This is a genomic window from Alicyclobacillus sp. ALC3, from assembly GCF_028751195.1.
Taxonomy (GTDB): domain Bacteria; phylum Bacillota; class Bacilli; order Alicyclobacillales; family Alicyclobacillaceae; genus Alicyclobacillus_L.
The window spans coordinates 4862828-4875159 of sequence record NZ_CP066784.1 but is presented as its reverse complement, the minus strand read 5'-3'; the positions used below and the strand labels follow the sequence as shown (position 1 = coordinate 4875159).

The window sequence follows — 12332 nt, the reverse complement described above, 5'->3', positions numbered from 1 at the left end:
GTTCGCTCTACGCCAGGAACGTCACTTTCGGTAGAACAAGACTAGGTTGCTGCGCAGACAATTGAAACATCATTCCGGGCAGAAGAGAGGACAGATATGGGTTGTTGTCGTCCACTGAAACCTCAGTTTGACTGGTATTGTTCGGTGCGACCAACTTGACGGTATCTCCCTGGTGTAGGACGACTGTCAAGTGTCCAGCAGCTAGGTTGCCCTGATACCTCCCATTGACCATAACCCGGACATCTGGGCGGGAAGTCGTCGGCGAGACGTAGAATGTGACATGGGCAGACTTGTCGCCTACTGCGGGCGCACCGGCCAACGCCGTCGCCACAGAGCGCCCGGCACGGTTGTCCACCGCGTGCCGGACTGCTGGGAAGGCTGTAATCCCCTGCGTTACCACCAGCATTGTCAGGGCACCAAAAGCGACTGGGACGAGCCAACGATCAATTGCATGTACACTTTGTTGCCACAGCTTCTCCTCAGACTCTGGCATGGCCCTCCCCTCCTTCGCGACTACTGTATGCAGCCAGCTTTCTAGGCATGTCCGAGTAGTTGAGAAAAGGCTGATTTAAGTATGATTGGTCAGTTGCGTGATGCGCATTTCCTTTCCCGTATGCGCGTTCACCACGACACAGTATGTCTCTCTCTGACTAGTTCCATAAAAGGCTACAGCTGGCTGGGGTCGTTCTGACGAATCCAATGCAATTACTTGTCTCGACTCTGCTACAACAAACTGCGAACTCAGTCTATGTTGCAGTTGCGACACGCTGTACTGCCGACTGGGAAGAGCCTGAAAACGATTCTTTTCAAACGCTCCGCCGCTGTATCCAATGACATCACCGCGGTCGAGCGCAACCTGTACGACCATGGGTTGGTCAAGAACGGGCAGTCCGGATAATTCTGGCGAGAAAGTGAAGTAAGCGGTGTGGTCAAACGTTGCCGTGTCTGTCAGCGATGCAGGCGTCAAACCTCGACTCTTCAGCCATGCCTGTGCATGGTCACGTGCATCTGCCACGCTCACTTTCGCCGAGCCCTGTGCTATAGCTCTTTCGCTGTGAAAGGACAGCACCTGGAGGTTATTCGATACGCTTCCGTACACCGTGCCCTCCTGCGTTTTACCGTTTACGCTGTAAGCCGCTTCCGTTGACCTCGGCAGCCTGTGAATTTGCCAGCCCTGTACCGCCTGCAAGCCAACGAATTGGGTAAAGGACCGTCCAACTTTGGCCTTTGACATCGGCACAGAAGTCGTGTGGGTCGTTTTGTTAGGTGTTGGTGTTGAGCCTGCTGCATCGAGTTGTTGCAGAGATGCAACGAACGAGGGAAGGGCCGCTGCCTGCGTCTTGCCTTTCCACAATCCCGTCGGTTGAACAGTGCTGCCGTGATTCGTTAGGTCCACCTGATGGAGCACCGTCAACATTTTCCCCGTCTCTGTCCAGGCAGAAAGCACCTGCTTGCGTAAGCTGGCTGATGGAGTCGGGTGGACGGCGTCCTGTTCAGCCTGTTTCCCCAAGTCCATCGTGAAGGCCTGAATCTGGCCGTCCGGAAACGCGGGTGCCGGAAGACGAGCTGCATCGGTGTTTGCCGCAAACGACAGACGAGCCACATCTTGCATGTGTGTCGTAATGATGGCGGGGTCAGCAGAGACCATAACCTCTCCAAGTTGTTGATGAATCTGCTCAAGGTTCGATGTCAACCCGTGGAACGCAGCATTGTATGAGTTCGTCACTTGGACAGCGAGAGCTTGGCGTCCGAGATACTGTTGATACCCCCACCAACCAGTGCCCGTCCCAGCAACGACCAGTGCTAAAACAGGTAAAGCGATCCACGTCGTCCGATGGATTCTCATCAATGTCCCTCCATGCAATCCTATTTGCAGAAAATGTGGTGTCCAATTTGCAGGATCTCTGGTTTGGACCAAATCCACGCACTAGTAGCTGTTGCCGGATTAAAGTAGTACAGAGCGCCGTGGGATGGGTCCCAACCGTGTACCGCGTCCATCACTGCTCGCATTGCCTCAGCGTTCGGCTGCAAATTGATCTGTCCGTCCGCAACAGAGGTGAATGCAAGCGGTTGATAAACGATTGCAGGAATGGAATGCGGGAACTTGGGACTATGCATACGGTTAATCAGAACCGCAGCGACAGCCACTTGCCCAATAAACGGTTCTCCGCGAGCTTCTGCGTACACGACATGAGCCATAAGCGAGAGGTCACTCTGGCTAAAGCCTCCCGCAGTAGCGGGCAGAGTCACATTGGCAGCAGATGCCGGTGGCGAGTTCGAAGATGCAGTCGACGGTGGGGTCGAAGATGCAGTCGACGGCGGGTTCGACGCGGACCGGCTGTTTGAATTTGATGAACCGCTGCCGCCAGTTAAGTACGAAGGGGAATGCCAATTGGGAGTGGCCTTGACGAGGGCTTGACGAGTTTGCAAGTTCACGACCCCGGTTGGCTTCCCAATGAACTGTTGCTGAAAGATGCGCACAGCCCAGTACGTATCCCAGCCAAAATTACCATCTACTTTGCTCTTGTAAAAGCCGAGCAGCTTTAGTCGACCTTGGAGTTCATCAACGTCGTAGCCGCGACTGCCAATCATTAAGGTTTGCGAAGTGAACGCGTTGGCCTCCGGTAACCCGGCGCCGAACACTGACAAAGTGCTCATAAAAGTAATTGCCAAAGCCAATTTTCTGAATCGCTTGTTTGTCGCCACGGTCATCGTAATTGTCATGCCTCCCATTCCACCGTTGTCAGCGTATTATGAGCCGTGTACAACAGAAATATGCCTGTCCAATGAACAGGCATCCTGCGGTATTTGTTACAGTCTATATAGGTTAATGAAAAAAGATGACTAATATCAGCAGACCCTAGTTCGTGATGTCAGTGTAACGGTTCAATGTCAAACTCGTCCTCGTTGTCACAGAGGCAACGCTTGAACCCTGTCTCGATATGTCCCTTTGGGTCGCGCACACCGCGGAGAATGAATGTCTCACCGCAACGCCGACAGCGGATGTGTACTTTTATTCGCTGATGAGGCATGCTCATATCATCGCTCACCCCTGACTGAATGAGTGTTTCTGAACGCATCTGGTGCGTACCCCCTAGTTTGGGCGAATACCTCTCTAGAATGACCGGAATTCCCTGCAACTAAACTAACAGTCTAGATGGATTCATTCGTCGTGAATCAGAGGATTCCTCCTCTTGCGCAAGTCACACCCAGCCGCGAAGTCCGGCTGCTGTCGCGGTTCGTTCAAGACCAACCATGTATGCGGCCACGCGCATGTCCACATGGTGATGTTTAGACGTTTGATACACGTTTTGAAAGCTCCGCTCCATTATCGTATGCAGCCGGTTGTGGACTTCTGCTTCGGACCAATACAGACCTTCCGTATTTTGAGCCCATTCAAAGTACGACACAATGACTTCTCCAGCGTTTGCCAGAACATCTGGAATCACTAGGGTACCCCGCTCATACAGGACTGTCGTAGCTTGAGCTGTTACCGGATTGTTAGTGGCTTCCACAACCACGGAGGCTTGGATTTGTCCGGCATTGTCCTCGGTGATCTGGTTTTCCGCAGCGGCTGCCACAAGCACGTCACAGGCACAGGTCAGCAGATCACGGTTGCTGATGGTGTTTCGAAAGAGTTTTGTCACGCTTCCAAAGGAGTCTCGTCGCTCAAGCAGGTCATCGATGTCCAATCCCTTTTCATCATACAGAGCACCGTAGGCGTCAGAAATAGCGACAACGCGCGCACCGCGGTCATGTAACGCTTTGGCAACGTAACTTCCCGTGTTGCCGAAACCTTGTACGGCCACGCGAACATCCTTCCATTCCAGTCCTTTCGCAGCCGCCGCTTGGTCCGTACAAATCAGTACCCCCAACCCAGACGCGACGTCACGACCGCGAGTACCACCAAGTATTCTCGGTTTTCCAGTAATAAAGCCTGGAGAGTCAAATTCTCTTAAGTGAGCGTACTCGTCAAGCATCCATGCCATGGTCTGCGAATTACTGAACATGTCGGGTGCGGGGATATCCTTTGTAGGGCCAACAATCTGACTGATTGCGCGCACGTAAGCCCGACTTACACGTTCAATTTCATGGAAGGACATTTCGCGCGGGTCGCACTGAATCCCGCCTTTTCCTCCACCAAAGGGCAAGTTTGCGATGCCGCATTGAACGGTCATCCAAATGGCGAGAGCTTGGAGTTCGCGTTCGTCGACTTCCGGATGAAGGCGAATTCCCCCCTTGGTTGGCCCCGCTGCATCGTTGTGTTGAACACGCCAGCCCGTGAATACGCGTACTGAACCATCGTCCATCCGAACAGGAAAACGGACGGCAAGCGTACGCAGTGGTTCCTTTAACAGTGCAAGTGACGCATCTGATAGATTAAGCCGCTGTTGGGCGATACGCAAAATTTCTTGGGTTGCAGTAAAGGGATCCATTATTTGCTCGGCGGTTTGTATGTCAGTTGCCTTCGAGCCATCTTTCGTCGTCGGTCTACCTGATGCTTCTTCAGTTCCCCCGTGCTGGCTATTCATCTTAGCTTGTACCCCCCGAGCCGCAGAAGCGGACAACACCTTGAAATGAAATCGCAATCAGTATACATCGTGCCGTGGTCTCTGCAAAGACTCACCTTACGGATTAGATTTTCGGGACGGTGGCAAACTTCGTCTCGAAGGAGGCCGTCACGTGTCACAGACGAAGAATCAACCGAAGAAGTTGTTGATGGTCCTGTTAGCGGTCATTCCCATGTTGATGGTGTTAGGGAACGCGGTTCTCATTCCCGCTATGCCACAGATGCAGTCCAAGATGCACGTGTCTGCCCTTCAAATCAGTTTGTTGATTACTTTGTTCTCTGTTCCTGCGGGTATCGTAATCCCATTTTCAGGATTTCTGTCCGACCAAGTGCAACGCAAGTTTGTGATTGTTCCAGCTCTCTTACTGTTTGGGGCCGGCGGTGTCCTCGCAGGAATTGCGGGTTGGATGTTGAAAAGCCCATACTGGTGGATTCTCGTCGGTCGTATCATACAAGGCATCGGTGCGTCTGGTACGGCTCCCATCGCGATGGCGGTTGTCGGTGATTTGTTTAAGGGCAGCGCCCGCAGCCAAGCACTCGGAGTAAACGAGGCAGGCAATGCGTTTGGGAAGGTGGTTAGTCCGGTTCTTGGAGCGGCGGTCGCGATGATTGCCTGGTATCTGGTCTTTTTCATCTTCCCAGTTCTGTGTGTGCCCGTAGCTGCTGCCGTTTGGTGGCTTGTACCCGAGCCGAAACAGAAGAAGGAAAAGCAGTCCTTACGCAATTACGTGGTTTCGCTGGGTGCAGTGTTTAAACACGAAGGACGCTGGCTGGCCGTGACTTATCTGTGTGGAGCGGCTGGCTTGTTCACCCTGTTCGGACTGTTGTTCGACCTCTCCGAGTTGCTAGAGTCTTCTTACCATGTGCTCGGGATTCGTAAAGGGTTGATACTTGCAATCCCTCTTCTTACCTTATGCACAGTTGCTCTGGCCGCTGGAGGTCTAATTAAACGGCGCAAACGCCTGATGAAGTGGTTAGTGGTCGGTGGGTTTACAATTATGACGGTCAGTCTCGTAGCGACTCCATTGACTGGGAGAAGCCCATGGTGGTTGGTTGCGCTAGCATCCGTCGCTGCCTTTGGAATAGCCTGTTCGCTTCCGAGTTTGAACACCTTAATTACGTCAGCCGTTGGTGCTGAGCGACGTGGTGTGGTCACCAGTTTGTATGGGAGTGTGCGCTTCCTTGGGGTAGCTGCAGGTCCTCCTGTCTTTACGTTTCTGCGTGAGTGGAACACCACATGGATGTCCTACAGCATCGCGGCGCTCAGTTTGCTGTGCGCGGTTCTGGCGGTAGTGATGATCCGTCCGCCAGCACAAGACAGCGAAAACGTACATCCGGTGAACTTTGGTCCACGCCTCGCTGGCCGTCACAAAGCACGTTCATAATCTCAGGGGTTAACGCATGCTCGACCCTCGTCCGGCATATTCATGTGTGGACAAAGGAGGGACGAGCATTGCAAAGCCCAGACTTATTTCTCATCATTTTTATCGTATTGGGAGCCGTGTGCAGGGTCAATCTCGTCTCGGTTGCGGCCAGCATTCTCCTCGTCGTGCGGATGTTGCACTTGAATCGTTACATGCCGCTATTGGAGCGACGAAGTCTGGAGTTTGGACTTCTCTTTTTGATGATTTCAATTCTCGTTCCGCTGGCAATGGGGAAAATTTCGGCGAGGGACATGGCCGAGACGATTTTTAGCCCTATCGGTCTTCTGACCGTTGTCGGCGGCGTAGTTGCAACAGTCATGAACGCCAAAGGGCTTGCTTTGTTGCAGACTTATCCGTCCCTCCTGCTCGGCGTGGTCGTGGGAACGGTTCTCGGAATCGTGTTGTTTCGCGGGATGCCAGTTGGCCCCCTGATGGCTGCCGCACTTGCGGCGGTAGCGATGTCCATCTTTGAGTTCCTCAAACGCTGACAGTGTTTAGAGCGGGAATTGTGCAACAAGTCTCTCAACTGCTTTGTTATCCAGAATCACTGTCCCATACTCCTCAAGAACCGCAGTCGTTACTTCAGAATACTCCCCATACTCATGCAGAATTGACCAGATTGAGTCGTATTCATCTTCACGAACTGATTCTTCATCCACGAACAGATGATAGGCGTCCGAATACTTGTACAAAGCCGTCGCGAGGTCATAGTCGTATAATGCGTGCGCCGCGCGGATGACATCTTCAAAGTCCGCGAACCGAAAGACGAATGAAGAAAACATTTCATCTGACAGTTCGACATCCACCTCTTCGTCATCGTCAGATTTGTCGTGACCAGGTAGGCTGGGAACCCGAGTCACGATCACGACTACGCCTTCGGAAGGCATTGTAAAGGCCTCAACAGCAATCGGTCCCGCGATCTCAAACCCAACTTCGGCATACGCCGTCTCCATCATGTCCCAAAAGAGTTCCTGGACTTTCTTTCCGTTCAGCCAAATTTCATCGCGGTCTATTCCGCGCTCTTCCAAGTCGTCATAACTGATAAAGATTCGCACCTTATCCTTGGCCAGTCGTTCCACATGCATCTTGTCCCCTCCTTTTGTGCCCTGACTTAGCATCACGCTCGCTTCGATGATTTGGATTATAGAGTATTCGCCAGTTCCCACATTGCGTGTGCATATATCTTCGTACTGAGAAAATAACTGTTCAAGTCCCAACTCTCGTCTTTCTGATGGGCAAGTTCCGGTTGTCCCGGAAACAGTGGACCAAATGCTACTGCGTTGGGAATCGCCCTCGCGTATGTGGCGCCGCCAATGGTAATGGGTTGCGCACTAGCGCCCATGACTTCTTGATACACGTCCAGCAATGTGTGTACAACAGGGCTGTCGAGCGGTACATACAGCGGTTCATGGCCGTCTTCCAAAGCCACTTGCCACTTATCCGATACGTATTCCCGACACCTCGTCAGTAATGCTTGTTGGGACGAATCAATAGGATACCGGATATTGAACAAAAAAACATAGTGATTGTTTTCCAAATACGCCTTCCCGAGGTTGGACGTTAACGCCCCGGTCACATCGTCAGAGCTGTCGATGCCAAGTGCGGCACCCCGTGTGTCTTGTACCGCGATGGCACGCCACATGGAAGCGTTAGAGATCGGCTGCCCGGACAACAAGGTGGCTAGTTTGGTGATTGCGTTAACACCGTGATCCGGTTCACTGCCATGCGCCGACACACCGCTTGCCACAATCTGAATGCGCGATCCGCTGACGTTTGCTTCCAGGTCAAGCTGGTGCTGCTTGGCAAACTTGTAGGCCCGTTGCTGCCATTCGCTTGCCGCTGTCTCTGAGTGACACTCGACGACGGCGTAAGCTTGATCGGGAACCATGTTTGTGCGCTGTCCACCCTCGAAAGCAACCACGTATGGGCTCATCGAGTCCACATCGGCGTTTACCTCAATCCGAATCGTGACAACGCCCTTTTCAGCGTAGATTAACGGAAAGTCACCGTCAGGCGTGAATCCGCCAAGAGGCACAGGTTCCTTGGAAAAATAGTGTGACATGCACTTCCAGTCACTCTCTTCATCGAGGCCGAGGATTAACCGGATTTTCCGTTTGGGTTGATACCCAAGGCGGCGGAGTCCGACGAGTGCCCAAAGCGCGCTCATCGCAGGTCCCTTGTCATCGATGGCACCTCGAGCATATACCTTGCCGTCGTGGATTTCCGCTGCGAAGGGCGGATACGTCCAACCTGCGCCTGTCGGAACAACGTCGAGGTGTGCCAATACGCCGATGTACTCGTCTCCTTCTCCGAACTCAATGTGTCCAGCATAGCCATCTACGTTTTTGACTGCAAAACCTTCCTGACTGGCCATCTCCAACATATACTGAAGCGCTTTGGCGGGTCCAGGTCCGAACGGTTGCCCCGCCTCGGCAGGTTCTTTGACACTCGGAATTTGCAACAGGGACTGCAGAGAACTGACCATGTCCGCCTTTGCAGACTCTGCCCACTCATCCCACGAATCAATCACGTCGGCTCACCTCATATCCAGGAATTCCACTTCTCTTACATGGGTTTGCGCGACGCCACAGTGTCTGAATGGTCAAGTTGAAGACCGTTCCACGATGTTATGTGGCAACACGACGGTGTACGTATCTACGGGTTCATCTTGCAGAAACTTAGTCAAAAGACGCATAGAGACTGCCCCGAAGTCGTACATCGGCTGTGCCACTACCGTCATCTCAGGCCGTACCATGACAGCGAGTCGGGTGTTGTCGAAAGCCATTACCTTGATGTCGTTTGGTACGGATTTACCTACGTCCTGGACCGCGTGAATCGCGGCAAGTCCAAGTTCGTCTGTCGCGGTCACCAAACCGTCAACCTCGTGCTCACGTAAAAATGCCTGAATCAACGGAAGCGCCGTTTCGTACTGCCCATGCTTGGCGTCCACTCGCAGGAAAGGCCCTGGTAAACAAGCGGCGACGCCCTGCCCACGCAAGTCAGCGAGCACAGAGAAACCAGGCGTTGTCGTAATGTAAGCAATGCGTTTACACCCGCGAGCTAAGAGGTATGTTGCGGCATCGCGACCGGCGAGTTGGTTGTCCACATTTACCGACGGAATGCGCCGCTCTGGGTCTTCAGTAGCGCACAGAACTACGGGTATCTGTGCTTGTTCAAAGGCGTCCACGTGATCCTTTTGCAGGCGGTTTGTCATATACACAAGACCGTCCACTTGTTTCTCCCACATGGTGCCCACGAGGTCGACTTCACGTGTCACTTGGGCGTCTGAGTTGCTCAGGATGATGTGGTAGTCGTACATCGTGGCCACGTCTTCAATCCCGCGTACCACCTCAGCCACAAAAGCTGCCGATACATCGGGGACAATGACTCCGATCGTACGTGTGCGTTTACTGGCCAAGCCACGCGCCACCGCGTTCGGTCGGTAACTGAGTCGGGCAATGGCGTCGAGGACCCGCTGTTTAGTGTCTTCTCTCACGACGGCCGTACCGTTCAGGACCCGCGATACAGTCGCCATGGAGACTTTTGCTTCTCGAGCAACGTCATAAATTGTCGCGGTCATCTCGCGCACTCCTTTTGCCAAAAGGCATGAACCACTCTTCATCATATCACGCATAACAACAAGGCTGTCCGGTTGCGTTTCGCAAGCGGCAGCCCGATGATGGTGCGGGTGAAGGGACTCGAACCCCCACGGTTGCCCGCCAGAACCTAAATCTGGTGCGTCTGCCAATTCCGCCACACCCGCATGTGATTATCGATGAGTATATCATAAGTTCAGTGGATTGCTCTACGTCCATTTAGAGTTGCTTCTGCCAAAACCATCGATGCTTCGTGACGGAGGGCGTGAGAGCAATCCCGGCCTCCTGCACGTACGGGGTGGGCTGTTGCCGCCTATGGTCCATTTTTGCCGGAACGTGAATCATTAACTCTGATTTCGCCCTTGTCATCGCTACGTAAAACAGTCGGCGCTCTTCCTCGCTAGCTAAGACCGACTCTGTCTTACCGTCCTCGCCTGCCAAGTAGGGGTTGTCTACGACTGCTCCGATGATGTGCACAACATCCCACTCCTTCCCCTTTGCGTCGTGAAATGTACGAAATTGTGGTCGTTGCAAGTCGCTCGAAAACAATCGCCAACAGTAGGCCAGTTGCCGCCTGGTACGGCTGAGAACTGCCACCTGCAACCGTGGGTCTGCTGTCCATGTCGCAAGAATAAATTGGTGCACTGCAGTTGCTTCTTCTTCTTCACTGGTCCACATGTACGCGCGGCACACGCCCGCACGTTCGTCGTTGATTTTAATCACCTTGTCATGACGTTCCCTGTTGTGCTCGATTAGCGTCACAGCCGCCGTGACGATTGGAGTTGTCGAGCGGAAATTGGTGCTGAGGATACGCGTCGACACTTCCGGATAGGCGGTTGCGAACGTCAGTAGCCCTTGCGGTGACGCACCTCGGAATCCATAAATAGACTGATCGTCGTCCCCGACAACAAACACTGGACAATTGGCGGCATCTGCAATGGCGTGAACAACAGCCCACTGCAGTGGGTTGGTGTCCTGGTATTCGTCAATCAGCAAGTAATCAACCCAATCCACCAGAGACCTGTTGGTCTCAAGTTCGTGCAGGAACTCTTGGAGAATGTCGTCAAAGTCCCAGCGGTGGTGACGTTTCTTCAGTTGCTGATAGTGTGAGAGAACACGTCGTAGCGGTTCGCTCTCCGGAAGTTGGAGCGGCCATACAGATTGAGCGCGACTATATGCGAGCAAAAATCGACGTGTGCTCGCCGTATCTCCTTGTCCCACTGACCGACCCGCTCTTTGCATAAGCCGAAATTGCTCCACTGGACTTAGCAGTACCGGAATATCTGGGCGCCTCTTGAGCAACATGCGGAATGCTTGTGCATGGAACGTGCCTAGGCGAAGTGCCTGCAGTTGGTCCGCGCTAAGTAACCGTTTGGCCCCCATTCTTGACTGCATGTCCTTCGCGGACTGATGGGTAAAAGTCAGCGCTAGCACGTGTCCTGCTGCAATGCGGCCAGAGCGAACCTGATTGGCGATGTGTTCCGTCAAAACTGTGGTTTTGCCACTGCCAGGTGCAGCGAAGACAACGGTGTTTTGTGCGGACTGAAATACGACTGCGTTTTGTTCAACAGTGAGCATGGACGTTTTCCCTCCCATGTCAGTGTGAACTTTAGCGGCACACAAGGCCATGATGTACAGGCGAGGGATGAACACTATCGGCTGGTTTTTCCGCGCCGCGCGAGCGTGCTATGATGGCTTTCGGAAAGGAGTACCGATATGGCTGTATTTGCACTCGCTGACCTTCATTTGGGGCTCGCGGTGGATAAGCCGATGGATATCTTCGGTTCGATTTGGAGCAATCACGCAGAACGGATTCGCGCGTCGTGGACGCAACGAGTAAGCGCGCAGGACACCGTGCTGATTCCAGGGGATATTTCATGGGCGATGTCACTTCAAGAAGCTCTGCCTGACCTGGCTTGGATTGCCGCGCTGCCAGGTCGCAAAGTACTGTTGCGTGGCAATCATGACTACTGGTGGGCCAGCATTGGGCGCGTGCGCAGTGCGCTCGTTGATGGGGTGTTTGCGCTTCAGAACGACGCCTTCGCTGTAGAACAGTGGGCTGTGTGTGGAAGCCGGGGCTGGTTGCTGCCAAGCCACCCGCGTTTCAGTCCAGAAGACGAGGTGGTATACCACCGGGAGGTGCAACGCTTGCGTTTGTCCCTGGAAGCAGCAGACCGCATTGGCCTGCCAAAACTGGTGATGATGCACTACCCACCGACGGATGTCTCTGCCGGCGCTACAGGTTTCACGGAGTTACTCGAGGAGTTTAGCGTCGAGGCGTGCGTTTACGGTCATCTCCATGGACCCGCGCACCGGTTCGCCTTTGAGGGTTTGAAAAACGGCGTTGCGTATCGACTCGTCAGTGCGGACTACCTCGGTTTTGAACCTCTGATGCTGGGTTGAATCCCGAGGGTGTGTCGATTCGTGCACCCTCGGGTGAACTGATTTAGTTACTGCGACTTTCGTTTACTGTGGGCGGTCCGAGCTGTGCTCTTGATGTGCCTGAGCTTGATAGGACCGTGATCGACGGGCGAGTTGTGCGATTTCACGGAGTGCCTCAACCGCCATTCCCGCGGACTGGGAGATCCGCTGGAGTGACTCAGCTTGTGCTGAAGAGTCGTTGTCGACTTCGTTGAGGTGCGTCTGTGCGGTAGCTTGAATAGCAGAGATAGCGGCCTCGGCTTCTTCAGCCAGTGTCCTCATCGACTCAAACCGATGTTCCTGCTCTTGTGGCACCTCGGT

13 protein-coding genes and 1 tRNA gene are annotated in these 12332 nt (G+C 53.5%); 3 read left to right on the top strand and 11 right to left on the bottom strand.

The genetic code is table 11. The features are described 5' to 3' along the window. Nucleotides 1–7: 7 nt before the first annotated feature. From JC200_RS23185 to JC200_RS23165, 5 genes are all read right to left on the bottom strand, one after another. Nucleotides 8–493 (bottom strand): hypothetical protein, encoded by a 486-nt coding sequence (locus JC200_RS23185; RefSeq protein ID WP_274434091.1) that lies wholly within the window; start codon nt 491–493, stop codon nt 8–10. A 75-nt stretch (nt 494–568) separates the two neighbouring features. Beyond that, nucleotides 569–1846, bottom strand: coding sequence for a PepSY1/2 domain-containing protein (locus tag JC200_RS23180; RefSeq protein WP_274434090.1), 1278 nt, complete (start codon nt 1844–1846; stop codon nt 569–571). 20 nt (nt 1847–1866) lie between these two features. Continuing rightward, nucleotides 1867–2724 (bottom strand): spore cortex-lytic enzyme, encoded by an 858-nt coding sequence (sleB, locus tag JC200_RS23175; protein WP_274434089.1) that lies wholly within the window; start codon nt 2722–2724, stop codon nt 1867–1869. A gap of 149 nt (nt 2725–2873) precedes the next feature. Next, nucleotides 2874–3080 (bottom strand): hypothetical protein, encoded by a 207-nt coding sequence (locus tag JC200_RS23170; RefSeq protein ID WP_274434088.1) that lies wholly within the window; start codon nt 3078–3080, stop codon nt 2874–2876. 123 nt (nt 3081–3203) lie between these two features. Beyond that, nucleotides 3204–4436: a Glu/Leu/Phe/Val family dehydrogenase gene (locus tag JC200_RS23165; RefSeq protein WP_274436644.1), complete on the bottom strand. Its 1233-nt coding sequence runs from the start codon at nt 4434–4436 to the stop codon at nt 3204–3206. A gap of 247 nt (nt 4437–4683) precedes the next feature. On the opposite strand from JC200_RS23165, the gene JC200_RS23160 reads away from it, so the two are divergent. Then, complete coding sequence (locus JC200_RS23160) at nt 4684–5955, top strand: MFS transporter (protein WP_274434087.1); 1272 nt, start codon at nt 4684–4686, stop codon at nt 5953–5955. Between the two features lie 68 nt (nt 5956–6023). After that, nucleotides 6024–6482 (top strand): DUF441 domain-containing protein, encoded by a 459-nt coding sequence (locus tag JC200_RS23155; RefSeq protein ID WP_274434086.1) that lies wholly within the window; start codon nt 6024–6026, stop codon nt 6480–6482. Nucleotides 6483–6488: 6 nt separating this feature from the next. On the opposite strand, the gene JC200_RS23150 is transcribed toward JC200_RS23155, so the two are convergent. The 5 genes from JC200_RS23150 to JC200_RS23130 form a co-directional block, all read right to left on the bottom strand. Beyond that, nucleotides 6489–7079, bottom strand: coding sequence for an adaptor protein MecA (locus JC200_RS23150; RefSeq protein WP_274434085.1), 591 nt, complete (start codon nt 7077–7079; stop codon nt 6489–6491). A 56-nt stretch (nt 7080–7135) separates the two neighbouring features. Continuing rightward, nucleotides 7136–8524, bottom strand: coding sequence for a dipeptidase PepV (gene pepV / locus JC200_RS23145; protein WP_274434084.1), 1389 nt, complete (start codon nt 8522–8524; stop codon nt 7136–7138). Nucleotides 8525–8596: 72 nt separating this feature from the next. Further along, nucleotides 8597–9574, bottom strand: coding sequence for a substrate-binding domain-containing protein (locus JC200_RS23140; protein WP_274434083.1), 978 nt, complete (start codon nt 9572–9574; stop codon nt 8597–8599). Nucleotides 9575–9674: 100 nt separating this feature from the next. Then, nucleotides 9675–9757 (bottom strand) — tRNA-Leu (locus JC200_RS23135). A gap of 52 nt (nt 9758–9809) precedes the next feature. Continuing rightward, the gene (locus tag JC200_RS23130; RefSeq protein WP_274434082.1) at nt 9810–11168 is read right to left on the bottom strand and encodes a UvrD-helicase domain-containing protein; all 1359 of its coding nucleotides are present in this window, start codon (nt 11166–11168) and stop codon (nt 9810–9812) included. A gap of 138 nt (nt 11169–11306) precedes the next feature. Between JC200_RS23130 and JC200_RS23125 the strand changes: the two genes are divergently transcribed. After that, nucleotides 11307–11993: a metallophosphoesterase gene (locus JC200_RS23125; RefSeq protein ID WP_274434081.1), complete on the top strand. Its 687-nt coding sequence runs from the start codon at nt 11307–11309 to the stop codon at nt 11991–11993. A 63-nt stretch (nt 11994–12056) separates the two neighbouring features. Here JC200_RS23125 and JC200_RS23120 read toward each other — a convergent pair whose 3' ends face one another. Beyond that, the gene (locus tag JC200_RS23120) at nt 12057–12326 is read right to left on the bottom strand and encodes a hypothetical protein (protein WP_274434080.1); all 270 of its coding nucleotides are present in this window, start codon (nt 12324–12326) and stop codon (nt 12057–12059) included. Nucleotides 12327–12332 lie beyond the last annotated feature (6 nt).

Coding starts and splice junctions, on each gene's coding strand:
- JC200_RS23165 (WP_274436644.1), bottom strand. CDS start 4,436: ATGGATCCCTTTACTGCAACCCAAGAAATTTTGCGTATCGCCCAACAG.
- JC200_RS23185 (WP_274434091.1), bottom strand. CDS start 493: ATGCCAGAGTCTGAGGAGAAGCTGTGGCAACAAAGTGTACATGCAATT.
- JC200_RS23125 (WP_274434081.1), top strand. CDS start 11,307: ATGGCTGTATTTGCACTCGCTGACCTTCATTTGGGGCTCGCGGTGGAT.
- JC200_RS23130 (WP_274434082.1), bottom strand. CDS start 11,168: ATGCTCACTGTTGAACAAAACGCAGTCGTATTTCAGTCCGCACAAAAC.
- JC200_RS23140 (WP_274434083.1), bottom strand. CDS start 9,574: ATGACCGCGACAATTTATGACGTTGCTCGAGAAGCAAAAGTCTCCATG.
- sleB (WP_274434089.1), bottom strand. CDS start 2,724: ATGACAATTACGATGACCGTGGCGACAAACAAGCGATTCAGAAAATTG.
- JC200_RS23180 (WP_274434090.1), bottom strand. CDS start 1,846: ATGAGAATCCATCGGACGACGTGGATCGCTTTACCTGTTTTAGCACTG.
- JC200_RS23170 (WP_274434088.1), bottom strand. CDS start 3,080: ATGCGTTCAGAAACACTCATTCAGTCAGGGGTGAGCGATGATATGAGC.
- JC200_RS23150 (WP_274434085.1), bottom strand. CDS start 7,079: ATGCATGTGGAACGACTGGCCAAGGATAAGGTGCGAATCTTTATCAGT.